This is a genomic window from Sphingomonas sp. RIT328 (assembly GCF_000632225.1).
GTDB classification, from domain to species: domain Bacteria; phylum Pseudomonadota; class Alphaproteobacteria; order Sphingomonadales; family Sphingomonadaceae; genus Sphingomonas; species Sphingomonas kyungheensis.
This window is the reverse complement of record NZ_JFYV01000005.1, coordinates 17,129-41,877: the sequence shown is the minus strand read 5'-3', so window position 1 is coordinate 41,877 and position 24,749 is coordinate 17,129. Positions and strand designations below refer to the sequence as shown.

Sequence of the window (24,749 nt, the reverse complement as noted above, 5' to 3'; positions counted from 1 at the left end):
GCGTGCGGTGGCCAGCGGCGGTGCCGGCCATAACCCGTCCGGGCAACCTCTCCCGACGCGGCGGCGCATCCGGGATGAGAGAACGCCCCGATCGCCATCATCGGAGCGCCTCGCGACCGTGCATTGGCGCGCGCGTCTATATCGGAAGCGTGGCCCGGCCGCGCTTGGCTGCACCGGGCGAGGGAGACGTGGATGTCCGCCAGCCTCGCAGTCCTGCTCGCCGCGCAGGCGATCGTATCGCCGCCCGCCGCCCCGGCGGCGGCCTCGATCCAGCCACCACCGCCCGTCGCCGCGGACGGCGCCGCCGTCGCCCGCTGGCAGCATGACAATGCGGTCGGCAAGGCGCTGCGCGGCCTGCAGGCGGACGGCGTCGACCTCGGCATCGACGGCGTCGAGAATGTCGCCGGCAACCCGATCGGCGGTGCGCGGCAGGGGGTGCGCGAGGCGCATTTCATCGTCGGCACCGCCGATCTCGATCTCGAGCGGCTGTTCGGCCTGTCGAAGACGCGCGTGCATATCCAGGGCGCATGGTTCACCGGCGACAGCCTCGGCCGCGAGGTGATCGGCAATTCGATCAGCCTGCAATCGACCTTCCGCCCGGTCCCCGGCCCGCGGTTGACGCAGCTCAGTATCGAACATGATTTCGGCCGGCTCAACCTGCTGGTCGGCCGCGCCGACGAAAACAGCTATTTTAACAATTCGCCGCTCAATTGCTCGTTCATGAGCAGCATCATCTGCCTGACCGGCTATGGCGCGATCCCCGTCATCGGCATCACCGGCTTCCCGTTCTCGGCCTGGGCGGCGAAGGCGCGCTACGCGGTGGACGACCGGCGTTACGTCCAGGTCATGGTCACCGAGCATAATATGGCGCTGCATGCCCCCGGCAAGGGCGGGCTTGATTTCTCGCTCGGCAAGGGCAGCGGCGTGCTGCTCGCCGGCGAACTCGGCTATCAGACGAGCTTCGCGCAGGAGCGGCTGCCGCGCCGGTACAAGCTCGGCGTCTTCGTCAACACCGATGGCGGGACCAGCCCCTATTATGACGGCAGCGGCGCATCGGCGGCGCTGAGCGGCCGGCCGCGGGCCGCGCTCGGCGGCAGTCGTGTCGCACTCTACGGCCTGATCGACCGGACGATCGCGCGCGCGCCCGGCGCGGGCACGCGCAACCTCGCGCTGTTCGCACGCGGCTTCTGGAACGTCGGCAACGTCCAGATGCTCGACAGCTTCGTCTCCGCCGGCTTCGTCAAGACCGGCACCTTCCGGCATCGGGACGAGGATACGGTCGGCATCATCCTGTCGGACGCGCATTTCAGCGACCAGCAGATCGGCAATCTGCGCGACCTGCGCGCCCGGGCGGGGGGCCACGGCGCGCCGCATCACGACGAGATCGTCGGCGAGTTCAGCTATGGCTGGGCGGCGCTGCACGGATTCAAAATCTATCCCGTGGTGCAATATGTCCTCCACCCCGATCCGATGTTCGCGCCGAAGCGCCGGACCGACGTGCCGAGCGCCGTGGTGCTCGGGCTGCGCGCCGACGTGCGGCTGGCGCAACTGTTCGGCGGATGAGCCGCCACGCCGGCGCGATGCGGGCGTGGCGGCTGCGGATCAGCGGATGCCGCCGCTCGCGGTGATGGTCTCGCCGGTCAGCCAGCGTGCGTCGTCGGAGGCGAGGAACGCGACCACGCCGGCGATATCATCGGGCTGACCGGCGCGACCGAGCGGCGTCTGCGCGACGAGCGACGTCTCCATCTCGGAACCGACGACGCCCGCGGCACGCGAGCCTTCGGTGACGACGAAGCCGGGGCTGACCGCATTGACGCGGATGCGGCGCGGCGCCAGCTCGTTGGCAAGCACGCCGGTGATCGCGTTGAGCGCGCCCTTGGTTCCGGCATAGACCGCCGCATGCGGCGTGTGGACGTGCGTGATCGCCGACGAGATGTTGATGACGCTCGCTCCCTCGCCGAGATGCGGCACCGCCGCCTGCGTCGCGAGCAGGACGCCGAGCACGTTGACGTCGAATTGCCGCCGATAGTGATCCTCGGTCACGTCCTCGATCGCGGCGAATTCATAGACGCCCGAATTGTTGACCAGCACGTCGAGCCGGCCGAACCGATCGACCGCGGTGGCGATCAGCGCCTGCGCCTCGGCGGCCTGCGAGACGTCGCCCTGCACCGCGATCGCCTCGCCGCCCGCCGCGGCGATGCCGGCGACCACCGCATCCGCGCCGGCCTTGCTCGACACGTAATTGACCACGACCGACGCACCCTCTGCCGCGAGCGCGCCGGCGATCGCCGCGCCGATCCCCTTCGATGCGCCCGTCACCACCGCGACCTTGCCTGCAAGCCTTGCCATACGTCCGTCCTTCCGTTTCGGCCCGGCACCGTGGCGGCACCGCTATTCCGATAGTTCGGGAATCTGGAACTAACGCTGTCGCGATCAAGTCCCTATATGCAAAAAAGATGAGGCCCTTGATTCACCCCGCGATCGACGACGTCCGGCCCGAGGCGATCCTGCATGCGCTGTCCGATCCGGCACGTGCGGCGATCTTCGCGCGGATCATGCGCGCCGGCTGTGTCGAGGCCTGTTCGGCGCTGGCGGCGGTCGGTGACCGGGTCATTCCCAAATCGTCGCTCTCCAACCATTTCAAGATCCTGCGCGAGGCGGGATTGATCCGCAGCGAGCGCGCCGGCGTCGAGGTGCGCAACCATTCGCGCTGGGACGAGATCGAGGCGCGCTTTCCCGGCCTGCTGCCGGGCATCATCAACGCCTATGCCGCGACACCGGCGGGCAATGCCGACGGCATCGCCGCCCTGGACGACGATTAGGGTCGCGTTGCGGCGCAGAGGACGCGGCAGCCTGACCAGCCATGCGTCGGCGCGAACTTCCGATCGGCACAGGCCTGGCGTTCTCTGCGCTTCCGCGCGCAAATCTTCTTCGTATTGCCGCGCGGCTCACGCCGGAAAGCAAAGATATCAAATACGATTTCCTGCGATCCGGCCGACTAGTCTGACGACTAATCTGCACGGAAACGAAGAAAATACTTCCACCACCCGATCCCTATCGGCATACCCCCGGCAACGATAGCGATACCACGGGGGGCGGGGATGGAGGCGACGGGGATCGTCGGGCATGTCGGGCGCAAGGGGCTGCGCTTCGCGCTGACCGATGCGGCGGCGGGCTTTCAGGCCGACAGCCTGCGCCACTATGGCGCCGACCGTGGCGCGAGCGTGTCGGGCGCGCTGTCGGCATTCCAGCAGGACCTCGCCTTGTCGCGCCTGCCCGAGCGGCTGGCGATCGCGGTCGCCGGGCTGGCGCGCGGTGACGCGATCTCGATCACGCAGACACGCTGGTTCGTCTCACGCTCGGGATTGCAGGCGATGCTCGGCCAGCCGCCGTTGATCCTCAACGATTTCGAGGCGGAGGCTTGGGCGCTGAGCGGCGGCCATGCGATGCTCACCCCGGCGGCGGGGTCGCTGCCGATGCTCGACCGGCCGGGCACCTATTGCGTTCTCGGCATGACCACCGGGCTCGGCGCCGCGGTGCTGGTCCGCAAGCCCGACGGCGCGGTACACGTCCTCGCCACCGAAGCCGGCCATGGCGGCTTCGCGCCCGGCTCACCGGCGATGGCGGCGCTGACCGCGCGGCTGTTCCCCGATCGTCATCCGGTACTCGCCGAGCCGCTGATCTCGGCCAGCGGGCTGGTCGCGATCTACACCGGCCTCGCCGCGATGCAGGCGCTGCCGCCGCGGCTTACCACGCCCGAGGAGATCACCCGCGCCGCCAGCAGCGACCCGCTCGCCCGCCACGCCTGCGAGATGCTGTGCGAGGCGTTCTGGACGCAGGCGAGCAGCCTGGTGCTGACCTATGGCAGCTGGGACGGCGTGATCGTCACCGGCAAGCTCGCGGCGGCGCTCCGCCAGATGCTCGCCGCCCCGCGGATGCAGACGGTGTTCGCCGGCACCGGCAAATATGCGCGGCTGCTCGCCACCGTGCCGCGGGCGATCGCGACGCTCGACCAGGGGCCGCTGACCGGCGCCGCGCAGGCGTTGCAGCGGCAGGGGTGACGGAAGCGGTCTAGCGGCGATACGCCGCGAAGAAGGTCCATAAGGCGTCGTTGTCGACCACCGACCAGCTGTGCGTCCCGCCGCGCCGCACGCGCACCGCGACGCTCGTGCCATTGCGGCAGTCCGCATAGCCCTGCTCGTAATGGCGCGCGTCGAGCGCCCGGGCATAGGCCCGCGTGCAACCGTCGAGCGCCGCCCAGCGCTGCAGGGCGGCGGCCTGCGGATAGCGCCAATAGGGTGCGCCGCCGCCGCCGATCGGATTGGTCGTGTCGGCATCGCCGGCGAAGGCGAGCACCGGCAACGGTACGTCGGGGCGGCAGCTTGCCGGATCGGGCTGCGTCGGATCCTCCCGCCGCGGTCGCCCAGCGCGCAGGCCGACCACCGGCGCGATCGCCGCGAAGCGGCCCGGCACGACGCAGCCGAGCCAGGACGCCATCCGCCCGCCGCCCGACAGGCCGGTCGCATAGACGCGCGTCGCATCGACGCAGCCGGTCGCGACCAGCCGCCCGATCAGCCCGGTCAGATAGGCGACGTCGTCGCGCGCGCCTGCCGCGGGCATCACGCCGCTGACCGTCGGCACGCCGGGAATGTTCCAGACGAAGCCGCGCGTCCCCGCGATCCCGCCATCGGGCGCGACGACGGCGAATCCCCGCGCATCGGCGGTCTCGGCGAGACGGCTGTCGCGCAGCATCTCCGCGCCCGTCCCGGTGCTGCCGTGAAGCAGCAGGACGAGCGGCAGCGGCGGCGATCCCGCCGACGCGGGCCAATGGAGCTGCGCCCGCTCGGGCAACGCCGCGAGCGCCGCCATCCGGCATTGCGCCGCGACCGCCTGCGGCAGCAGGCAGGCGAGCAGGGCGCCGAGGCCGAGCAGCAGGCGTCGGACCCGCGCGCGCGGCGGCGCGCCTGCTGCGCGCGCCTGGACCCGGTGGATGGCGCGCCGGTTCGTTGGAGCCGTCATGGCGCGGGCGGCGTGGAGATGGCGGTGAGGTCGGTCGTCTCGATCCGCCCCTGCGGAGAGCGCGTTGGGATGCGCGATTCGCTGGTCGGCGCCAGTGGATAGACGATCGAATAGCGCTCGACCTGATAAAGGCCGCGAGCATCGCCGCCTGGAGTCACCGGGGCATATCGCCGTTGCTCGACCGCCTTCGTCTTGCGCGCCAGCCACGACCCGGGCGGGCTTTGCGATTGGCCGACCAGGCGCAGATCGGCCACCGATCCGTCGTGCGCCACCCAGAAGGCGACGTCGGCCCATTCCGGCGACGCATTGCTGGTCCCGCCGAGGTTCGTCGCCAACGCAGGGGCCTGGTAGGTGAAGTCGGGCTCGTACAACAGCACCGCTTCGGCGACCGCCGGGGCATCGCGCAGCGCCCGGGCTGCGGCCTTGCCGTGCTGCCGGCCCGCGGCCAGTCGCGCCTTGAGCAGCAGCAGGCCATCGCGATAGCGGTCGAAGCCGGGCTCGCGCCGTGACTCGATCCGGCTCACCCAGCTCTGCGCGGTGGCGCGGTAACTGGGGTCGACCTCGGCAAGCGCGGCATAGGTCGCGGCGCCGCGGAACAGCGCCTGGGCCTCGACGTCGATCTGACCGGCCCGATGCGCGCGGGCGGCGACGTCGTTGAAGATCTGGCGGGCGCCGATGATCCGCCCGTCGTGCGCGAGCTGGCTGCCGCTGTCGAGCCGTTGCAGCAGGATCGCCGGATCGTCGGCGGCAAGGCCACTGCGCAGCGCGTCGGTCGCGTCGAGGCCGGAAAGCCGCGCCGACTCGCCACGCCCGTCTAGCGTCGACATGAGGTTGAGCGCGCGGTGCACGTCGGCAACGTCATGGGGATAGCGCGAATCGAAGCGCGCGTTGCGCCGCCGCGTCGCAAGCAGGCCGCTGCGCGCCCCGACATAATCGCCGGCGAGGAATTGGCGTGACGCGACGAGCAGCGACGCCTTGATCTCCTCGTCGGGCGGACACTGGCGCGCGATACAGGCCGCCAGCGATGTCTTCGCCGCGTCGATGCTGCGCCCGAGGACGACGATATCCTCCGCCGGCGCCGCCGGCGGCGCAGCAATGGCCGCCACGGCCTGAACGACTGCGAGGAAGAGAATGGGGATCGATTGTCTCCTGCGGCAAAGCTCGGCGCGCGCTGAGCGTCCGGCGCGAGACTGCCGCGGGCGGGACGGTAATACCAGCGCAAATACAACGCCGTCCCTGAGCAAGACATGAGAGGCTATGCGGTCATGGAAGAATCTCGCAGTAGCCCAACAGCGACTGGTTAGAAGGTGAAACTGGCGCCAGCGCTGAAGTTCCGTCCGACGACGCCGGCATAATGCCAACTGATGAGATAATTGGGTGCACTGGGATAGGCGCCCGCCGCCAGCGGGGCGCGTGCATTGGTCACGTTCTGGACGTTGACGAAGAAACGCATCTGATCGCCCACCTTCACCCCGGCATTGAGATCGACGTAGATGAAGGGGCGAATGAAGCAATGCTGTCTGGGGTCGGCGCCCGGCAGCAACGGTACCAACGTATGCTGGCACGACAGATCGATAACACCATCGACCGGTGTGATCTCGTCGGCAGCAACCTGCTTGATGCGACTTACGTAATAGGTGGTCGCGGCGAGCGAGAAGGCGCCGATCTCCACTGCGTTCTGCCAGTTGCCACGCACGCGCGGGGTGCCGCTTCCCGAAGACAAGTCGTTGGGCCCGAGCGTTCCGGCATATTTCTCTATGACGCCCGCAGGGGTGACGAGGTCGAGCCGCAATACCCGGGTGACGTCGATACGGCTGATCAGCCGAACGTCCTGAGAAAGCGGAACGTTGAGCGCCCCCTGCATGTCGAGACCGGAACTGACCTCATAATTTGCGTTGACGAAGGGCACATCGAAAACGAGCAGGCGTGGCAACGTATCGGGGGCGAGTGGGTCAGGTACATCGACGATATTGCATCGATAGCCTGGACCGACCGCAGCGAGCGCCGCACAACCGGCGGCTTGAGTGGTTTGTCTGTAATAAGCGGCGATCGCGTCGGCGCGCAGCGGGCCGCTGACAATCAAATTCGATTTTTTTATGTTGTAATAATCGACCGTAAGGCTGAACCATGGGGTCGGCCTGAGTATCGTGCCGAAGGTTATGCTACGCGACACTTCCGGAAGGAGGTCCGCATTTCCGCGGGCTGCACTGCCGATAGAATATTTATAGGCATAAACCGGGTTAGCCTGATGTGCCGCGACGAAGCTGCCCTCGGGTGTGTAGGGCGAGAAGCCTGCATAGTTACTCACCGGATTGTTTTCGGCAAAGGTCGGCGCACGGAACCCTTGCGAATAGGTAGCGCGAAACGCGATCGCCTCTTTCGGCGTTACTTTGATGCCGACCTTTGGAGAGAAGTGGCTATAACCTTGAGATTAGTGGTCGTAACGGCCGGATATATTGAGGTCGATGGCCTGGCGAAAGGGTGCATCGACTTCGAAGAACCCGGCCATCACGGTCTGCCGGCCACTGGCCGAAGATGAGTTCAGGCCATAATAGTCCATCCCCGCATTCTGATTGCGGTTGAGGAGGGTTTCCCGGCGAAGCTGAAAACCGGCGCCGACATTGAAATCGCCACCCGGCAGAGTGGTCAAAACCTTGATCAGCGAACCCCCGACGGTGGCGATCGTCGAATTGGATCGGGTGGTATGATCGGGTGAGATTTGCCGGCGTACCGCGGCGGTGTTGCGATCTGGATGGACGAAGTCATAGGCGCCGGTATTGATGGCTTGGAGCAGCCCCGGGATGTGCAAAGCGCCATATTGCGTGATGCTGAAATCGTCGCGGGCATAAACGCCATTGAGCCGGAAGCTGAAGCCGTTGCCAAGTTGACCGGACAGGCCCGCCGACCCGCGAAAGACGTCGACATAGCGATAGCTGCTGCGGGGAATATCGCCGAAGAGATAATAGATGCGCGCGGCACTGTTATGAGGATCGGCCGCGGGGACGGCATAGGGATTGTTCGGATTCAACCGTCGATCCGCAGCAGTGGAGCAATCGACTCCTGCCGAGCAGACATAGACGGGAAGGACGATCCCTGGATTGTTCGATGCCAATGACGGTGACGCCGCGAACGGCTGTGTTTGGCGGATCGACGACGGCGAGCCCGGGATCGTGACTTCCGAATGGGAATAGCTGCCGGTTGCGAACGCTTCGTAATGCTCACCGAGACGTGTGGTGAAATGCGCTGTGGTCGAATACCGTTGCTGCCGCGGCTGGAGGATCGCATATTCGTCGATCAAATCATGCGCACAACCCGTCCCCTGCGCGGGTCCGTCAGACACGATGAAGGTACCACGGGGACAGCTGGCGGGGTCGAGGAGTTGATAACGATGGACCACGTCCTGCTTGCCGGTGTAGCCGGCGAGCGGATTGTTGAGATCGCGCTGCCGAACCCGGGTAACGACCGCTTCCGGATTGGGTATCAGCAGCGAACTGTGATTCCCGTTGCCATCGCTTAATCCACTCCGCCGCAAGTCTATCGTGTTGAACGGATACCCTCGCGCGTGATTGGTTATGTATCCGTCGGAAGTATATTCGCTATTTAGATAGAGGTTCCATCCCTTCGCGGTGTAATCGCCATAACCGACGGTCAGCGATGCTCGGTAACGGGATCCGTCGCCATATGCCGTCGTGCCGCCCTGGATCGCCCCCTCGACCCCTTCGAAATGTTTCTTGCTGATCAAATTGACCACGCCGCCGATCGCGTCGGCGCCATAGGTCGATGAGGCGCCGTCTTTCAGCACCTCGACATGATCGACGATGCTGAACGGGATCGAGTTGAGGTCGACATACGCATTGTGCCCATCGTCGAGCAGCGGGAAGTTCGCCGATCGCAGCCCGTCGATCAGTATCACGGTCGACGAAACGCCAAGACCGCGTAGCGACACCGCCGCGCCGCCCGCCGAGAAACCGGACCGGAATGCGGTCGAGATCGATCCGGCGCTGTCCGCCGACACCGAACGCACCGCCTCCTGCGCGGTGGTGATGTTTGCCCGCTCCAGCGTTGCCGCGGTGATTACCGTCGCCGGCGAGATCAACGTGACGTTCGAATCGCGAAACAACGTACCGGTGATGATGATGTCGCTGCGATGATCGCCATTGTCCTGCGCCGGCTGCGAAGGCTTTTCCATCGTCTCAGACGGCTCGGACCTTTGCCGATCGGTCGCCGCCTGCGCCCCCGGCGCCCCCTCCTGCGCGTAGGCCGGCGCGGCGAGCGCGATCAGCATCGCGATCAGCGAGGTGCCTTGCCGAAGAACGGCCGTCGCACAATGACTTGGATACATCGCCTGCGTCCTCCTTCGGCCTGATTGCCGATGGCAGGCAAGCAGCGGCCGGGCTCGCATGGTCCATCCCATCCGACGGCTGCCGGATCGTTGCCGTGCCTGATGCCTTTATAGGTGAGCAACCGATTGCCCGGACTCGGCGGGCGTATTTTGCAATCAGCAGGCGAGGCGGGGCCTCGCTTCGGTGTCGATACGCTGTCCGCGAAGGCCTGCGACACGGAACGGCGCTTGGCGCAGCCCCCTCACTCCCTCGCGGTGATCGGCACCGAGGCACGCGACACCGGCCGCGGCGCCGCCGGCGGCGTTCCCGGCGCCTCGGCATGACGCGTCGCGTAGAGACGGCGGAGGATCAGCGCGAGGTCGGCTTCGGTGAGGCCCGACGCCGGATCGATCAGCCCGCCCGCGGGCAGCGGCTCGACGAAGGCGGCGAGCCGGTTGCAGGCGGCGCCGAGTTCGGGATCGTAGCTGTCGTCGAAATTGGCCATGATGCACACCCTATGCCGTCTGCGGCGATCGGCAAGGGCGGACGCGCGTCCCCGCAGCGTCGGGGCACACCGCCCGCGCCCTTGCGGCCGTAGGCAAATCCCGTCGCTTATGCCGGCGCGTCGATAGCAGGACCGCCCCTGCCCCCAAGCACGCCGGCGTTGCCCCGCCTGCTGCGGGCCGCTACCCAGCGGCGATGCGTTATGTCAGCACCCGCGGCGCCGCGCCCGCGCTCGATTTCCGCGACGTCACTTTGGCCGGACTGGCGTCCGACGGCGGGCTCTATCTGCCCGACCATTGGCCGAGCCTCAGCCGCGAGGCGATCGCCGGGCTCGCCAATCTGTCCTATGTCGATACCGCGGTCGCGGTGATGACGCCGTTCGTCGGCGACGCGCTCACCCCCGCGGAGCTGAAGGCGCTGTGCGCGCAGGCCTATGGCCGGTTCAGCCATGCCGCGGTGACGCCGCTCGTCCAGCTCGACCATGACCGCTGGCTGCTCGAGCTGTTCCACGGGCCGACGCTGGCGTTCAAGGACGTCGCGCTGCAATTGCTCGGGCTGTTGTTCGAACGCTTCCTCGCCGGCAGCGACCGGCACCTGACCGTCGTCGGCGCGACGAGCGGCGACACCGGATCGGCGGCGATCGATGCGCTGGCGGGCCGCGCCGGGGTCGACATTTTCATGCTCCACCCCGCCGGGCGCGTGTCCGACGTGCAGCGTCGGCAGATGACGACGGTACTCGCCCCCAACGTCCATAACATCGCGATCGAGGGCGATTTCGACGCCGCCCAGGCGCTGGTCAAGCGGATGTTCAACGATCCCGGCTTCGCCGGCCGGTTCGCGCTGTCGGCGGTCAATTCGATCAACTGGGCGCGGCTGATGGCGCAGGTGGTCTATTATTTCTACGCCGCAGTGCGGCTCGGCGCGCCGGAGCGCAGCGTCGCCTTCTCGGTGCCGACCGGCAATTTCGGCGACGTCTTCGCCGGCTATGTCGCGGCGCAGATGGGCCTGCCGGTCGCCAAGCTGATCGTCGCGACCAACGTCAACGACATTCTCCATCGCGCCATCTCGGCCGGCGACTATAGCAAGGGCATCGTCCAGCAGACGCCGACGCCGTCGATGGACATCCAGGTCAGCTCCAATTTCGAACGCCTGCTCTACGATCTCGGTGCCCGCGACGGCGGCGCGCTCGCCGCGCAGATGCAGGGCTTCGAATCGTCCGGCGCGATGCGGCTGACCGATTCGCAGCACAAGGGCGCGGCGCTGTTCGCCAGCGACCGCGTCGACCTCGACGACATGACGCTGGCGATGCGCTGGGCGCACGAGCATGCCGGGCAGGTGATCGATCCGCATACCGCGATCGCGCTCGCCGCCGCGCGCCGCCATGCCAGCGACGTGCCGGTGGTGACGCTCGCCACCGCCCACCCCGCCAAGTTCCGCGACGCGGTCGAGCGCGCCACCGGCCAGCGGCCGGCGCTGCCCGGCCGGATTGGCGACCTGTTCGAGCGCGAGGAGCGGTTCGTCACGCTGCCCGGCACGTTCGAGGCGGTCACCGACTATATCGCCGCACGCGCGGTGCCACGGGCATGAGGCTCGATACGCTGATCGGCGAGCCCTGGGCCGATTACGGGCTGGTCGATTCGGGCAACGGCCGCAAGCTCGAACGCTACGGCCGGTTCCGCTTCATCCGCCCGGAACCGCAAGCGATGTGGGCACCCGCCACCGAGACGTGGCGCGCGCACGGCGAGTTCGTGCCGGCGAGCGACGAGGACGGCGGCGGCCGCTGGGTGTTCAGCGAACCGGTGCCGCGCGAAGGCTGGCCGCTCAAATGGAACGAGGTGCGCTTCACCGCGCTGCCGACGCCGTTCCGCCACCTCGGTTTCTTCGCCGACATGCCGCCGATCTGGCGCTGGATGCGCGAGCAGGTCGCCGATCTCGACACGCCCGAATGCCTCAACCTGTTCGGCTATACCGGCGTCGGCACGCTGGCGATGGCGACCGCGGGGGCGAAGATGGTGCACGTCGACGCTTCGAAGAAATCGGTCGAGGCGGCGCGCGGCAATGCCATATTGTCGGGGATGACCGAGGCGCCGATCCGCTGGATCGTCGACGACGCGGTCAAGTTCGTCGCACGCGAGGTGCGTCGCCAGCGCCGCTATGACGGCATCCTGCTCGATCCGCCCAAATACGGGCGCGGGCCGGAGGGCGAATTGTGGCGGCTGGAGGAGGATCTGCCGCGCCTGATCGCCGACTGCCGCAAGCTGGTCGACGCCAACAGCCGCTTCGTCTTCCTCACCGTCTATGCGGTGCGGATGTCGGCGCTGGCGATCGGCGAGCTGCTCCGCCAGGCCTTCGCCGACCTGCCCGGCACCGTCGAGGCGGGCGAGCTCGGCGTCCGCGAGGAAGCGCGCGGGCTGACGCTGCCGACCGCGATCTGGGCGCGCTGGCGGCGCTGAGCCGCGTGGTGCAGCGCAGCAAACAAACGTTACGAAACGCTCGTCGTCCGGAAGACTTGTCCGCCTATATGATGCCTGACCGCTTTATGGAGGCAATGGATGCGACCGCAGGACGATTTCGCCAATACCGCGCATGACGATGCCGAGCCCAATCCGCTGTGGGGCCGCCTTGCGCTGTTGATGTTCGGTCTGACCGTGCTGGCGTTTCTGACCGCGATCGATCGGCCGGAGTGGTTCCACCTGAAGCCGGCGACCGGGACGGCGGCGGCGATGGTCTATGCTTCGGACGGCGGGTCGAAGTCTTAAGCGTCGACTAATCCATGCCGCTGCGGATCGCCGCGGCGGCGATCCACGGCGCGCCGGCGGTCAACACCAGGCTGACCGCGGCGAGCAGCTTCATCGCCGCCGCACCGCCGTCGAGGGCGCCCGCACCGAAGATCAGCAGCGGCACCGCGAGCGGCATCATCACCAGCCCCGCCACCGCGCCGCTGCCACGCAGCCCGGCGACCAAGGCGGCGGTCGCGACGCCCAGCGCCGCCAATCCCGGCGTACCGATCGCCAGCCCCAGCTCGATCCGCAGCAGCACCGCCGCCGGCAGGTCGAACAGCCCCGCAGCGATCAAGGCGGCGAGCATCAGCGGCGGTGCGAAGCCGAGCCAATGCGCGGCGATCTTGGCGCCCGCGACCAGCGCAAGCGGCACGCCGCGCACGACATATTGATCGATCACCCCCGCCTCGACATCGGGCGCGACCAGCCGCTCGACCGGCAGCAGCGCGGCGAGCAGCGCCGCCGCCCAGATCACGCCGCCGCCGATCCGCGTCAGCAGCGCGGCATCGGGGCCGACCGCGAAGGGGAAGAGCGTCGCGACGAGCAGGAAGAAGGCGACCGGCCACCACAGCCCTCCCCCCGCCCAGGCACGGCGGAGGTCGCGCGTGATGATCACGGTTGCCCGCATCAGCCGAGCGCCACCTGCAATGCGTCGGGCAGCGCGATCGGCTGATGCGTCGCGACCACCGCGATGCCGCCCGCGGCGCGATGCGTCGCGATCAGCGCCGCGATCCGCGCCACGCCCGCCTTGTCCAGCCCGTTGGCGGGCTCGTCGAGCAACCAGATCGGCGCATCCGCGCCGACGATCCGCGCCATTCCGGCCCGGCGCCGCTGCCCGGTCGACAGCATGGCGACCGGCACCTCGGCGAGCGGCTCGAGCGCCAGCGCCGCCAGCGCCATCGAAACGCGCGACCCGATCCAGAAGCGGAGCGCCCGCGCCAGCGGCAGTTCGGGGTCGAGCGCATGCGCCTCGCCGAGCAGCGCCACCGCGCCGTCGCGCGTCACCGTACCGGCGGCCGGACGCAGCAGACCGGCGGCGATGCGGAGCAGGCTCGACTTGCCGACGCCATTGGCGCCGCTGACCAACGCCGCCTCGCCCGCATCGAGCGCCACGCCGATCCCGGCGAACAGCTCACGCCCGCCGCGCCGGCAGGCGACATCGGCGAGGCGCAGCGCGGTCAATCGGCCACCGCGTCTTCGAGCGCGTGCATGTCGTCGTCCGACAGGCCGAAATGATGGCCGATCTCATGGATGGTGACATGGCGGACGAGATCGTCGAGCCGCACCCCCGTCTCCACCCATTCGGCGAGGATTGCCTGCCGATAGAGGTGGATGCGATCGGGCAAGGCGCCCGAATCGGTCGAGGATTTCTCCCCGATCGGCCGGCCGTGGTAGAGGCCGGTGAGATCGAGCGGATGATCGATGCCGAGGTCGGCGAGCGTCTCGGCATCCGCCTCCTCCTCGACCAGCAGCACGACGTCGCCGAGATGCGCGGCAAAGGCGGCGGGCAGCCGCGCGATCGCGTCGCGGGCGAGGCCCTCGATCGCGTCGGCCTGCGGTGGCGGCCCATAAGCATCTTGCCCGTTCATGCCGCCCGCCATACCGCGGCTCTTCTCCGTCCAGCAAGGAAGACCGCCGATGATCGAGCCCCTTAGCGAAGCCGAACGGGCCGATGCGCTCGATGGACTGCCCGAATGGGATTATGACGAATCGCGCGACGCGATCACCCGCAGCCTCGTCTTCGCCGATTTCGTCGAGGCGTTCGGCTTCATGACGCAGGTCGCGCTGATGGCCGAAAAGGCCAACCACCACCCCGAATGGCGCAACGTCTACAATCGCGTCGAGGTGCTGCTCACCACCCACGATGCCGGCGGCCTGTCGGGGCGCGACATCGAGATGGCCGAGGCGATCGACGCGATCGTCGACGAATAGGCTGGGGTTTTCGTCGCCGGGCTGCCCTCGGGAGGTGCGCTGGTGGATAGCCGGGCTTCGACAAGCTCAGCCCTAGCGGTTGGAGGTCATCAGCCCCAACGCTGGGGATGATCAGCTCTGACCGTTGGAATGAGGGACGATCACCCGCGCCACCGTTTGCCCTGAGCTTGTCGAAGGGCGGGTCGCCCAGCAGACGACGCCCGCCCTGGGCAAACGCGCCCATGGCCCGCCCTGATCGCCCTCAGCGGGCACCCCGATCAGCGCAGCGACCGGCGCATCTGCTTGCGCAGCGCGCCGGGGAACCAGCGCGCGGCGAAGCGCAGCCGCGCCGCGGTCTTGCCGACATAGGTGTGGACCGCGTCGCCGTGCACCGCCTTCCACGCCGCCTCGGCGACCGTATCGACCGGGGTGAGTTCGAGCCCCGCACCGGTCACCGCCTCGCGGATCGTCCGGTTGCTGCCGCCGGCGACCCCGTCGAGCAGCGGCGTTTCGATGAAGCTCGGCAGCAGGCAGCGTACCTTGATGCCGTCGCGATGCCATTCGCCGTCGAGCGCCTCGCTCAGCCCGCGCACCGCGAATTTGGTCGCCGAATAGGTCGCCAGTCCCGACGAGCCGTAGATGCCCGACGCGGACGCGGTGTTGAGCAGCACCGATCCCGGCGTGCGCGCCAGATAGGCGTGGCCGATCCGCGCGCCATTGACCACACCGGTGAAATTGATCGCGATCGTCCGGTCGATCGCCGCGAAATCCGCCTCGGCGAGCGGCCCGCCGGTGCCGATGCCGGCATTGTTGAACAGGACGTCGAGCCGCCCGCCGCTCGCCTGCGTGAAGGCGTCGAGCGCCTGCGTCCAGCCGTCGCGGTCGCGCACGTCCATGACATAGCGTTCGACCATGCCGCTCGGGATCAGCGCGGCGGTGGCGTCGAGCCCGGCGGCGTCGACGTCGGCGATGCCGATCCGCCAGCCGCGGCTGGCGAACAACCGTGCCACCGCGCGGCCGATGCCCGAACCGCCACCGGTGATGAAGATCGCCCGGACCTCGCTCATGACCCTCTCCCTGTTGGACTTTCTCTCAGGCATCCCGCATCCTCGCCGGCGATGCCAGCCAAATCGCTCCGCTTCGACGCCGTCACCAAGCGGTTCGGTGCCACCCTGGCGGTCGATCATGTCACGCTGATGATCGAAGCGGGCCAATTCGTCGCGCTGGTCGGCGCCTCGGGATCGGGCAAGTCGACGTTGCTGCAGACGATCAACCGGCTGATCGAACCGAGCGAGGGCCGGGTGCTGATCGACGACGTGGATGTCGCCGCCGGACCCGCCCCCGCGCTGCGCCGCCGGATCGGCTATGTCTTCCAGGGCATCGGCCTGTTCCCGCACCTGACCGTGGCGGAGAATATCGCGATCGGGCCGCGCATCGCCGGCCTGCCCGCCGCCGACGTGCCGGCGTTGCTCGAGATGGTCGCGCTGCCGCCCGCGCTCGCCGAGCGGATGCCCGACGCTCTGTCGGGCGGCCAGCGCCAGCGCGTCGCCATCGCCCGCGCGATCGCGCCGGGCGCGAAGCTGCTGCTGCTCGACGAAGCGTTCGGGGCGCTCGATCCGGTGACGCGCGACGCGCTCGGCGGCGAGATCAGGCGGCTGCACGCGCAGCTCGGCCTCACCACGATCCTCGTCACGCACGATATGGCCGAGGCGCTGCTGCTCGCCGACCGCATCCTGGTGATGGCGGCGGGGCGGATCGTCGCCGATGCCACTCCCGCGGAGCTGCTCGCCGGCGGTGGCGGCGCGGCGGCGCAGGCGCTGGTCGCGGTGCCGCGCGAGCAGGCCGAGCGGCTGCGGGCGATCGCCGGGGCCGCGGCATGAGCGACTTCCTCGCCGCGCTCGGCCGGGTGCCGCCGTTGCTCGCGCAGCATGTGCTGCTGTCGGCGGCGGCGCTGTTGCTCGGCATCGCGATCAGCCTGCCGCTCGCCATCCTTGCCGCCCGCCGCCCCCATGCGGGCCGCGTCATCCTCGGCATCGCCAGCCTTATCCAGACGGTGCCCAGCCTCGCTTTGCTCGCGCTCTTCTATCCGCTGCTGCTCTGGCTGTCGGCGCTGGTCGGCGGCGGGATCCCGGCGCTCGGCTTCCTGCCGTCGCTGATCGCGCTGACGCTCTATGCGCTGCTGCCGATCATCCGCAACGGCGTCGCCGGCCTCACCGGCATCGATCCCGCCGTGCAGCAGGCGGCCAAGGCGGTCGGCATGACGCCGGCGCAGGCGCTGCGGCTGGTCGAGGCGCCGCTGGTCGCGCCGGTGCTGATCGCCGGCATCCGCACGGCGGCGGTGTGGACGATCGGCGCGGCGACGCTGTCGACGACGGTCGGTCAGCCGAGCCTCGGCGACATGATCTTCGCCGGCCTGCAGACGCAGAATTGGGCGCTGGTGCTCGCCGGCTGTGCCGCCGCCGCCGCGCTGGCGCTTGGCGTCGACGCGCTGATCGGGCTGATCGAGCGCGGCATCGCCCGCCGCCGGCGCTGGCTGTGGCTCGGCGCGACGCTGGCGCTGCTCGCCGGCCTCGCCGCGGCGACTGCGCCCATGTGGCGGAGCGACGACGGCAATGTGGTGACGATCGGCGCCAAGAACTTCTCCGAACAATATATCCTCGCCCGGCTGATCGGCTACCGGCTGACCCGCGCCGGCTATCGCGTCCGCTATCGCGACGGGCTGGGATCGGCGGTGATCTATGGCGCGCTGACCAGCGGCGCGATCGATGTCTATGTCGATTATGCCGGCACCCTGTGGACCGGGCCGATGCGCCGCCGCGACGTGCCGGCGCCCGCCACGATGGTGCGCGCGATCGGCGACTGGACGCGGGCGAGCAGCGGCGTGGCTTCGCTCGGGCCGCTCGGGTTCGAGAATGCCTATGCCTTCGCGATGCGCGGCGACGATGCCGCGCGGCGCGGTATCGCCAGCCTCGCCGATCTGGTCGCGGCGGCGCCCGACCTGCGCCTCGCCAGCGATCTCGAATTCCTCGAACGGCCCGAATGGGCGGCGGTGCGCCGTGCCTATCCGCTGCGCTTCGCCAAGACGACGCCTTATACGCCGACCTTCATGTATCGCGCACTAGCGAGCGGCGAGGCGGACGTCATCTCCGCCTTCTCGTCCGACGGGCGGATCGCCGCCGAGCACCTCCGCGTCCTCGCCGATCCACGCCATGCGATCCCCAGCTATGACGCGCTGCTGCTCGTCGCGCCGCGCCGGGCGGGCGATGCCGCCTTCACCGCCGCGCTCGCGCCACTGGTCGGCCGTATCCCGGTCACGGCGATGCGCGAGGCCAATTACCAGGTCGATCGCGATACCGCCAAGCGCACGCCCGAACAGGCGGCGGACTGGCTCGCCCGCCGCCTCGCGCTGCCCGCGCCGCGCTAGAAGAACAGCTTGCGCAGGCTGATCCGCACCGTCCGGCCGAGCGGATCGAGATAGTCGGGCTGGTAGCTGACCGGCGTCACGCCCTGATCGTTGCGCACCGTCTGGCGCGTGTTGAGGATGTTGGTCACCGACAGCGTCACCCGCGCACCGCGCACCCAGGGATGCGCCTTGACCAGCTTGAGCTGCTGGCCGAGGTCAGCGAACAGGCGCAGGTTGGCGGTGGCGAGGCCGGAGAAGTTGAGCGTCTGCGGCGATGCGGCGGTGCCGCCGTTGACCTGCGTGCCGGTCGCGTAATTGGCCGACAGCCGCAGCCCGAGGCCGTTGTTCGAATAGCCCGCCTGCGCCTCGAACTCGTGGCGCGGCTGGCCGCCGCTCGATCCGGTCGCATCGCCGTTGAGCAGGTCGAGCACCGGGCCGCCATCAGCGACGGTGACCCGCTCGGCGAGATGCCAGGTATGGTAGAGCGCGAACTGGATGCGGCCGCCGCCCTGCCCGCGGCCGCCGCCACCAAAGCCGCGCCCACCGCCGCCACCGCCGAAGCCGCGACCACCGCCACCGCCACCCTGCGGCGGCCCGTCGCCACCCGCCGGCGGCGGTGCGGCACCGTCCGCAGCACGGGGCGCGCCGCCAGCGTCGCCGCCGCGCGTCCCGCCCGGACCGCGCCCGCCGCCGGGAAAGCGCATTCCCGCGAACGGATTGGGCCCGGTGCCGGCACGGAACGCCTCCAGTTCCTTCTGCACCTTCGACTTGATCGGCCTGGAGAAGTTGATTCCCCAACGGATCTGCTCGCTCTCCGCGCGCGCGAAGTTGATCGGCCGCGTGTCGAGCCGGATCAAATTGCCCGCCGCATCGCGGGTGAAGCGATCGGGGAAGGCCGCCTCGATCGCCGCGGTCGGCGACGGGAAGCTCTGGATCGGATTGCGCGTATCCTGCTTGGTGTAATTGGCGATCAGCGTCAGGTCGGTCGCGCTCCACGGCTTGAGCGTCACCCCCAGCCGGGTGACGCGGCGGTCGCTCGAGCGCAGATCGGGATTGCCGCCGCTCAGCGTCGTCACCGTCACCGTCTCGCCCTGGACATAGTCGAACAGGCGGACGTTGGGCGTCACCAGCTGCGGATTGCCGAGCTGGGCGGCGCTCGGCGCATTCTCCTGCCGGTTGATCGAGCCGATGATGCGCAGCGGCGTCACCGGCGACCAGTTGAGGCCATAGCCATAGGCGGTCAGCGTGCCATAGTCCGACAGGCGGTCGACCGCGGCATTGCCGTTGACCGACAGGTTGCCGAGGAAGCCGAGCACCGCGCGGGAACGGCTGGCGATCGGCACGTCGAGATTGACCCGCCCGCTGGCATCGTCGCGCGACACCGACCCCGCGCTGGTCAGCCCGGCGCGATAGGAGCGGCTGGAAAAGTCGCTGGTCGTGCCGCCGACGCGGACCGCCGTCGACACGTCGCCGGCGGGCAGCTGGAACAGCGGCCCGTTGACCAGCGCCTCGACATCGCCGGAGCTCGACGTCGAGCGGGCGCGATTGGCGGCGGCGGCGGCGATGTCGGTGAGGCCGAGCGTGCCATTGGGGTCGGCGAGCGGATCGTTGGCGTTGAGCCGCGCCTGGAAACCGCTCGCGTCGACGCCGGTCTCGGTGAAGGTGCGCGTCTCGGCGCGATCATAGGCGCCGGTGACGGTCCACATCCAGCGCGGGCCGATCCGCCCGTTGAGGCTGGTGCCGACATGCGCGGTCAGTCCCTGGCTCGCCTGGCTGAGCGGATTGAAACCGCCGCCGTCGAGCACGCGGGTGACGCTGGTCGCCGCCGTGCCGGTGTTGAACGGATTGCCGACCGGCAGGCTCAGCGTCGTCGTCGGCAGGCCGTAGAGGCCGGTGCTCTCGCTCGACGCGATCTCGGCGTTGATCGAGGCGGTGATGCCGCCGATCGGCCGCGCATAAGTGGCGTTGGTCGAGACGTTGCGGGTGGACGGCAGCAAGGTGCGATAGGGCCGCTGGTCGAAGCTGGTCGTCGCGCCTTCGGTGCTCGCCGCGGCGATGGTGCGCTCCGATTCGGTCAGCGCCGAACTCTGCTGATATTTGGTGTGGAGGTTGAAGCGCGCGCCGTTGCGGATCGTCAGCAGGTCGAGGTCGCCTTGCGGGCTGTTGCGCCCGCCCTCGGTCGCGGCGCTGTCGGCCGCCTCGACGGTGGTCGAGCGGAAGCGGCGGCGGAGCACGAAGTTCACCACCTTCTGGTCGGCGGTGTAACCGTATTTGAGCGCCACCTCCTCGGGCAGGATGTCGACGCGCAGGATCGCCTCGGTCGGGATGTCGCGGATTTCCTGGAAGCCGGAGATGCGCTTGCCGTCGAGCAGGATGACCGGCGCGCCACCCGCGCCGCTCGTCGTCTGCGGCGCGAGTTCGGTGAGCAGGTCGGAGACGCTGCTGACGCCATAGCTGCGGATGTCGGCGGGGCTGAGCACCTGTTCGGCGGGAATGTCGCCGACCACCGATCCGGGCGGACGCCGGCCGGTGACGACGATGTCCGTCTCCTCGTCCTCGGCGTCCGCCGCCGCGGGAGCGGTCGGGTTGGTCGGCGGCGCGGCGTCGGTCTGCGGCGTGCCGGTCTGTGCGGTGGCGGCGGGCGGCGTCGCCGGGGATGCGGGCGTGGCGGCGGGCGTCGGCGTCTGCGATCCGGCGGGTGCCGGCGCCTGCTGCGCCACCGCCAGCGCCGGCCAGCTCGCCGCCATCATCATCACCGCCACACGCATAGACTGAACCCCTGAACACGGATCGGCGCTGCTAACCACCAATTGTCGCACAACTATGCCGGTGCGGCGTGGTGACTCAGCGATTGAGGTCGAGCGTGACGCGTTCGATCCGGCGCAGCATCGCGACGAATTGCGCCACCTCGGCGGGATCGAATGCGGCGAACAGCCGCCGTTCGAGATCGAGCGCCTTGGGCGCGACCGCCGCATAGAGGCTGCGGCCGTCGTCGGTCAGATCGAGCAGGTGCGAGCGGCGATCCTCCGGATTGTCGCGCCGCGCGAGCAGGCCGCGCCCGACCAGCGCGATCGCCGCGCGGCTCACCGTCACCTTGTCCATCAGCGTGCGCGCGCCGATCGCCTGCTGGGTGATGCCGCCCGTCTCGGCGATCACCGCGATCAGCCGCCATTCGGGAATGGTCAGGCCGAACAGCGATTCATACGCCCGCGCGATCGAGTCGCTGACGAGATTGGAGGTCACCGACAGGCGGTAGGGAATGAAGTCGTCGAGGACGAGGGGGCGGTCGGTCGGGGCCACGGCCGTTCGTATCAGTTGACACCAGTTTGGCAATGGCGCAGGGATTTGGTAACAGACGATACCATTTTGGAGCTGCCGCCATGACCGATCATTCGGCCGACCAGATCGACGTCAATCCGATGGGCCTTGATGGCTTTGAGTTTTGCGAATTCACCTCGCCCGATCCCGATGCGCTCGCCGCGCAGTTCGAGGCGCTGGGCTTCGTCGCCGCCGCGACGCATCCGACCAAGGCGCTGACCCGCTACAAGCAGGGCCGCATCAACCTGTTGCTCAACCGCGAGGCGAGCGGCCATGCCGCCGACTTCCGCGCCGCACACGGCCCGTCGGCGAGCGCGATGGCGTTCCGCGTCGCCGATGCCAGGGCCGCCTATGACGCGGCGATCGCCCGCGGCGCCAAGCCGGCACCCGCCGGCGCCGCGCTTGACGGCCTGCCCGCGCTCGAAGGGATCGGCGGCTCGCTGCTCTATCTCGTCGACACGCACGGCGCGGCCGGCAGCCTCTACGACGACTGGGATCAGGTGCCCGGCGCCGCCGAGGCGGAGGCCGCCAATAACGTCGGGCTCGACCTGCTCGACCATCTCACCCACAACGTCCGCCGTGGCCAGATGCGCACCTGGTCGGCCTTTTATGGTCAGATCTTCGGCTTCGAGGAGCAGAAGTATTTCGACATCAAGGGCAAGGCGACCGGCCTGTTCAGCCAGGCGATGATCGCCCCCGATCGCGCGATCCGCATCCCGCTGAACGAGAGCCAGGACGACAAGAGCCAGATCGAGGAGTTCATCCGCGACTATAACGGCGAAGGCATCCAGCATCTCGCGCTGACCACCGACGACATCTACACCACGGTCGAAAAGCTGCGTGCCCGCGGCGTCCGCCTGCAGGATACGATCGAGACCTATTACGAGCTGGTCGACAAGCGCGTGCCCGGTCACGGCGAGGATCTGGAACGGCTGCGCGCCAACCGCATTCTGATCGACGGCAACGTCGGCGAGGAAGGATTGCTGTTGCAGATTTTCACCGAGACGATGGTCGGGCCGATCTTCTTCGAGATCATCCAGCGCAAGGGCAATCAGGGCTTCGGCAACGGCAATTTCCAGGCGCTGTATGAATCGATCGAGCTCGACCAGATCCGCCGCGGAGTGATCACCGTCGACGCCTGAGTAGCGGACCGGGGTGATGGAGCAGGAGAGGACGCCAAAACAATGACAGTCCATCACCCCCGCGCGGAGCCGGATTATATCCCCGGCTTCGGCAACCATATCTCGACCGAGGCGGTCGCCGGCGCGCTGCCGGTCGGGCGCAACGCGCCGCAGCGGCCCGCCTTCGGCCTGTACGCCGAGCAACTGTCGGGCACCGCCTTCACCGCGCCGCGGCACGAGAACCGGCGCTCGTGGCTCTACCGGATGCGGCCGACCGCCGAACACCCGCCCTATGCGCCCTATGCCGGTGCGCCCCGCTTCGCCCCCGGCACCGCCGACCGGCCGCTCGCCCCCAACCGGCTGCGCTGGGACCCGGTCGCCGCGGCACCGCCGGGCACCGATCTGATCGACGGCATGACGACGATGCTCGCCAACCGCGATCCCGCAGATCTGGAGGGCGTGGCGCTGCACGTCTATGCGGCGAGCGCCGACATGACGCACCGCGTCTTCACCGACGCCGACGGAGAGCTGCTGTTTGTGCCGCAGGCCGGGCGGCTCGAACTGCTGACCGAACTCGGCCGGATCGTCGTCGGTCCCGGCGAGATCGCGCTGGTACCGCGCGGCGTGCGCTTCCGCGCTCGGCTCCCCGACGGCAGCGCCACGGGCTATGTATGCGAAAATCACGGCAGCCTGTTCCGCCTGCCCGATCTCGGCCCGATCGGCGCCAACGGCCTTGCCAATCCGCGCGACTTCGAAACCCCTGTCGCCTGGTTCGAGGATCGCGACGAGGCGACCGAGGTGATCCAGAAGTTCATGGGGTCGTTGTGGACGACGACGCTCGACCACAGCCCGCTCGACGTCGTCGCCTGGCACGGCAATCTCGCGCCGTGGCGCTATGACCTCGCGCGGTTCAACACGATCAACACGGTGAGCTTCGACCATCCCGATCCGTCGATCTTCACGCTGCTGACCAGCCCGTCGGACGTGCCGGGCCGCGCCAATGCCGATTTCGTTATCTTCCCGCCGCGCTGGATGGTCGCCGAGGACACGTTCCGCCCGCCGTGGTTCCACCGCAACGTCATGTCGGAGGCGATGGGGCTGATCACCGGCGCCTATGACGCCAAGGCGCACGGCTTCGCGCCGGGCGGGATCAGCCTGCACAATCTGATGGCCGGCCACGGCCCCGATCTCGCCAGCTGGCAGGCCGCCTCCGCCGCCGAGCTCAAGCCGCACAAGATCGACGGCACGATGGCGTTCATGCTGGAAAGCTGCTGGCCCTATCGCCCGACCGGCTTCGCGCTCGATCATGCGCAGCTCGACTATGATACCGTATGGGCGGACTTCCCCAAAGCGCGGCTGCCGTGATCCTGCACGGCTATTGGCGGTCGGGCGCCGCCTATCGCGTGCGGATCGCGCTCGCGCTCAAGGGGCTGGCCTATCGGCAGGTGACGCACGATCTGCGCACCGGCGGCCAGTCCGACCCGGCCTATGCCGCGCTCAACCCGCAGCGGCTGGTGCCGGCGCTGGAGGTCGACGGACAGGTGCTGACGCAGAGCGTCGCGATCCTCGAATGGCTCGAGGACCGCTATCCGACGCCGCCGCTGCTGCCCGCCGATGCGACGGGCCGGGCGATCGTCCGCGCGATGATCGCGACGATCGCCACCGACACGCATCCGCTGCACAATCTGCGCACCCTGTCGCTGCTGCGCGAGCAGTTCGGCGCGTCCGACGCGCAGGTCGCGGCATGGACCGGCCATTGGCTCATCCTCGGTCTCGCCGCGGCGGAGACGCTGATCGCGCGGCATGGCGACGGTTTCGCCTACGGCGACCGGCCGACGCTCGCCGATTGCATCCTCGTCCCCGCACTCTATTCGGCGCGGCGCTTCAAGGTCGATGTCGCGCCCTATCCGCATTGCGTCGCCGCGGCGGAGCGGACCGCGGCGCTGGCCGAGGCGGCGCATCCCGACCGGCAGCCCGACGCCGACCGATGAGCGAACGGCTGTCGGCAACCCCGCCGGGTGTCGCGCTCGCGCCGCTCGCCACCATCGCCGACGGCGGCGCGCGCAACTTCGTGCTGCAATTGCGCGCCGGTCGCTTCCACGGCTTCGTCGTCCGCCGCGCCGATCAGGTGGTCGGCTATGTCGATCGCTGCCCGCATGCCGGGGTGCCGCTGGCGCAGACGCTCGACGACTATCTCGATCCGTCCGGCGCGCTGATCGCGTGCAGCTGGCATGGCGCGCTGTTCACGATCGACGATGGCCTGTGCGTCGGCGGCCCCTGCGTCGGCCAGCGGCTCACCGCCTGGCCGGTGACGGTCGTGGACGGGATCGTCACCACCGCCTGAGCCGATCCGGCCTGACAAAGCCCGCGC

At 69.0% G+C, this 24,749-nt stretch carries 24 protein-coding genes and 1 pseudogene; 13 read left to right on the top strand and 12 right to left on the bottom strand.

Annotation, left to right across the window (positions count from 1 at the left end; genetic code table 11):
- Positions 1-192 precede the first annotated feature (192 nt).
- The gene (locus tag BW41_RS03775; protein WP_037531607.1) at positions 193-1,563 is read left to right on the top strand and encodes a carbohydrate porin; all 1,371 of its coding nucleotides are present in this window, start codon (positions 193-195) and stop codon (positions 1,561-1,563) included.
- Positions 1,564-1,602: 39 nt separating this feature from the next.
- Here BW41_RS03775 and BW41_RS03770 read toward each other — a convergent pair whose 3' ends face one another.
- Positions 1,603-2,349, bottom strand: coding sequence for a glucose 1-dehydrogenase (locus BW41_RS03770; RefSeq protein ID WP_037531606.1), 747 nt, complete (start codon positions 2,347-2,349; stop codon positions 1,603-1,605).
- 107 nt (positions 2,350-2,456) lie between these two features.
- Between BW41_RS03770 and BW41_RS03765 the strand changes: the two genes are divergently transcribed.
- Complete coding sequence (locus BW41_RS03765) at positions 2,457-2,822, top strand: ArsR/SmtB family transcription factor (RefSeq protein WP_037531605.1); 366 nt, start codon at positions 2,457-2,459, stop codon at positions 2,820-2,822.
- A gap of 279 nt (positions 2,823-3,101) precedes the next feature.
- Complete coding sequence (locus tag BW41_RS03760; RefSeq protein WP_037531603.1) at positions 3,102-4,061, top strand: glucokinase; 960 nt, start codon at positions 3,102-3,104, stop codon at positions 4,059-4,061.
- Between the two features lie 10 nt (positions 4,062-4,071).
- Here BW41_RS03760 and BW41_RS03755 read toward each other — a convergent pair whose 3' ends face one another.
- From BW41_RS03755 to BW41_RS03740, 5 genes and pseudogenes are all read right to left on the bottom strand, one after another.
- The gene (locus BW41_RS03755; protein WP_200870336.1) at positions 4,072-5,019 is read right to left on the bottom strand and encodes an alpha/beta hydrolase family esterase; all 948 of its coding nucleotides are present in this window, start codon (positions 5,017-5,019) and stop codon (positions 4,072-4,074) included.
- Entirely contained in the window at positions 5,016-6,125 is a 1,110-nt protein-coding gene (locus BW41_RS19965) for a hypothetical protein (RefSeq protein WP_235199498.1), read from the bottom strand. The genes BW41_RS03755 and BW41_RS19965 overlap by 4 nt, the downstream gene beginning before the upstream one ends.
- 194 nt (positions 6,126-6,319) lie before the next feature.
- Positions 6,320-7,435 (bottom strand): annotated as a pseudogene (locus tag BW41_RS21715) (TonB-dependent receptor domain-containing protein); the annotation flags it as partial.
- A 15-nt stretch (positions 7,436-7,450) separates the two neighbouring features.
- Positions 7,451-9,361, bottom strand: coding sequence for a TonB-dependent receptor (locus tag BW41_RS21710; protein WP_235199497.1), 1,911 nt, complete (start codon positions 9,359-9,361; stop codon positions 7,451-7,453).
- A gap of 242 nt (positions 9,362-9,603) precedes the next feature.
- On the bottom strand, positions 9,604-9,846 hold the full coding sequence (locus tag BW41_RS03740) for a hypothetical protein (protein ID WP_037531601.1): 243 nt from the start codon (positions 9,844-9,846) through the stop codon (positions 9,604-9,606).
- A gap of 194 nt (positions 9,847-10,040) precedes the next feature.
- Between BW41_RS03740 and thrC the strand changes: the two genes are divergently transcribed.
- The 3 genes from thrC to BW41_RS03725 all read left to right on the top strand — a co-directional run bounded on the left by thrC (position 10,041) and on the right by BW41_RS03725 (position 12,604).
- Positions 10,041-11,432, top strand: a complete 1,392-nt coding sequence (gene thrC / locus BW41_RS03735) for a threonine synthase (RefSeq protein WP_037531599.1) — start codon at positions 10,041-10,043, stop codon at positions 11,430-11,432.
- Entirely contained in the window at positions 11,429-12,298 is an 870-nt protein-coding gene (locus BW41_RS03730) for a class I SAM-dependent methyltransferase (protein ID WP_037531598.1), read from the top strand. Before thrC ends, BW41_RS03730 begins: the two co-directional genes overlap by 4 nt.
- 99 nt (positions 12,299-12,397) lie before the next feature.
- On the top strand, positions 12,398-12,604 hold the full coding sequence (locus tag BW41_RS03725) for a hypothetical protein (RefSeq protein WP_037531597.1): 207 nt from the start codon (positions 12,398-12,400) through the stop codon (positions 12,602-12,604).
- A 7-nt stretch (positions 12,605-12,611) separates the two neighbouring features.
- Here BW41_RS03725 and BW41_RS03720 read toward each other — a convergent pair whose 3' ends face one another.
- From BW41_RS03720 to BW41_RS03710, 3 genes are read right to left on the bottom strand one after another with little or no spacing between them, the layout of a single operon-like run.
- Positions 12,612-13,253, bottom strand: coding sequence for a heme exporter protein CcmB (locus BW41_RS03720; RefSeq protein ID WP_037531595.1), 642 nt, complete (start codon positions 13,251-13,253; stop codon positions 12,612-12,614).
- Positions 13,253-13,807: a heme ABC exporter ATP-binding protein CcmA gene (gene ccmA, locus BW41_RS03715; protein WP_037531592.1), complete on the bottom strand. Its 555-nt coding sequence runs from the start codon at positions 13,805-13,807 to the stop codon at positions 13,253-13,255. The genes BW41_RS03720 and ccmA overlap by 1 nt, the downstream gene beginning before the upstream one ends.
- On the bottom strand, positions 13,804-14,214 hold the full coding sequence (locus BW41_RS03710; protein ID WP_037531687.1) for a metallopeptidase family protein: 411 nt from the start codon (positions 14,212-14,214) through the stop codon (positions 13,804-13,806). Before BW41_RS03710 ends, ccmA begins: the two co-directional genes overlap by 4 nt.
- 49 nt (positions 14,215-14,263) lie before the next feature.
- Here BW41_RS03710 and BW41_RS03705 point away from each other — a divergent pair, with 49 nt between their 5' ends.
- The gene (locus BW41_RS03705) at positions 14,264-14,557 is read left to right on the top strand and encodes a 4a-hydroxytetrahydrobiopterin dehydratase (RefSeq protein ID WP_037531590.1); all 294 of its coding nucleotides are present in this window, start codon (positions 14,264-14,266) and stop codon (positions 14,555-14,557) included.
- 257 nt (positions 14,558-14,814) lie between these two features.
- Here the strand turns inward: BW41_RS03705 and BW41_RS03700 are convergent, their stop codons facing one another.
- A complete protein-coding gene (locus BW41_RS03700) occupies positions 14,815-15,603 on the bottom strand; it encodes an SDR family oxidoreductase (RefSeq protein ID WP_037531589.1) in 789 nt (262 codons plus the stop codon).
- Positions 15,604-15,654: 51 nt separating this feature from the next.
- Here BW41_RS03700 and BW41_RS03695 point away from each other — a divergent pair, with 51 nt between their 5' ends.
- The gene (locus BW41_RS03695) at positions 15,655-16,416 is read left to right on the top strand and encodes an ATP-binding cassette domain-containing protein (RefSeq protein ID WP_037531587.1); all 762 of its coding nucleotides are present in this window, start codon (positions 15,655-15,657) and stop codon (positions 16,414-16,416) included.
- Positions 16,413-17,960 carry an ABC transporter permease/substrate-binding protein gene (locus tag BW41_RS03690; protein WP_037531586.1) on the top strand — a complete coding sequence of 516 codons (1,548 nt, stop codon included), beginning with the start codon at positions 16,413-16,415 and terminating at the stop codon, positions 17,958-17,960. Before BW41_RS03695 ends, BW41_RS03690 begins: the two co-directional genes overlap by 4 nt.
- On the opposite strand, the gene BW41_RS03685 is transcribed toward BW41_RS03690, so the two are convergent.
- Both BW41_RS03685 and BW41_RS03680 read right to left on the bottom strand, forming a co-directional pair.
- Entirely contained in the window at positions 17,957-20,707 is a 2,751-nt protein-coding gene (locus BW41_RS03685; RefSeq protein WP_037531585.1) for a TonB-dependent receptor, read from the bottom strand. The genes BW41_RS03690 and BW41_RS03685 overlap by 4 nt on opposite strands.
- Before the next feature lie 76 nt (positions 20,708-20,783).
- The gene (locus BW41_RS03680) at positions 20,784-21,239 is read right to left on the bottom strand and encodes a MarR family winged helix-turn-helix transcriptional regulator (RefSeq protein ID WP_037531583.1); all 456 of its coding nucleotides are present in this window, start codon (positions 21,237-21,239) and stop codon (positions 20,784-20,786) included.
- 80 nt (positions 21,240-21,319) lie between these two features.
- On the opposite strand from BW41_RS03680, the gene hppD reads away from it, so the two are divergent.
- From hppD to BW41_RS03660, 4 genes are read left to right on the top strand one after another with little or no spacing between them, the layout of a single operon-like run.
- A complete protein-coding gene (hppD, locus tag BW41_RS03675; protein ID WP_037531581.1) occupies positions 21,320-22,399 on the top strand; it encodes a 4-hydroxyphenylpyruvate dioxygenase in 1,080 nt (359 codons plus the stop codon).
- A 42-nt stretch (positions 22,400-22,441) separates the two neighbouring features.
- Positions 22,442-23,743 (top strand): homogentisate 1,2-dioxygenase, encoded by a 1,302-nt coding sequence (gene hmgA / locus BW41_RS03670; RefSeq protein WP_037531580.1) that lies wholly within the window; start codon positions 22,442-22,444, stop codon positions 23,741-23,743.
- Positions 23,710-24,369 carry a maleylacetoacetate isomerase gene (gene maiA / locus BW41_RS03665; RefSeq protein ID WP_200870335.1) on the top strand — a complete coding sequence of 220 codons (660 nt, stop codon included), beginning with the start codon at positions 23,710-23,712 and terminating at the stop codon, positions 24,367-24,369. The genes hmgA and maiA overlap by 34 nt, the downstream gene beginning before the upstream one ends.
- Complete coding sequence (locus tag BW41_RS03660) at positions 24,366-24,722, top strand: Rieske (2Fe-2S) protein (RefSeq protein ID WP_037531577.1); 357 nt, start codon at positions 24,366-24,368, stop codon at positions 24,720-24,722. The genes maiA and BW41_RS03660 overlap by 4 nt, the downstream gene beginning before the upstream one ends.
- Positions 24,723-24,749 lie beyond the last annotated feature (27 nt).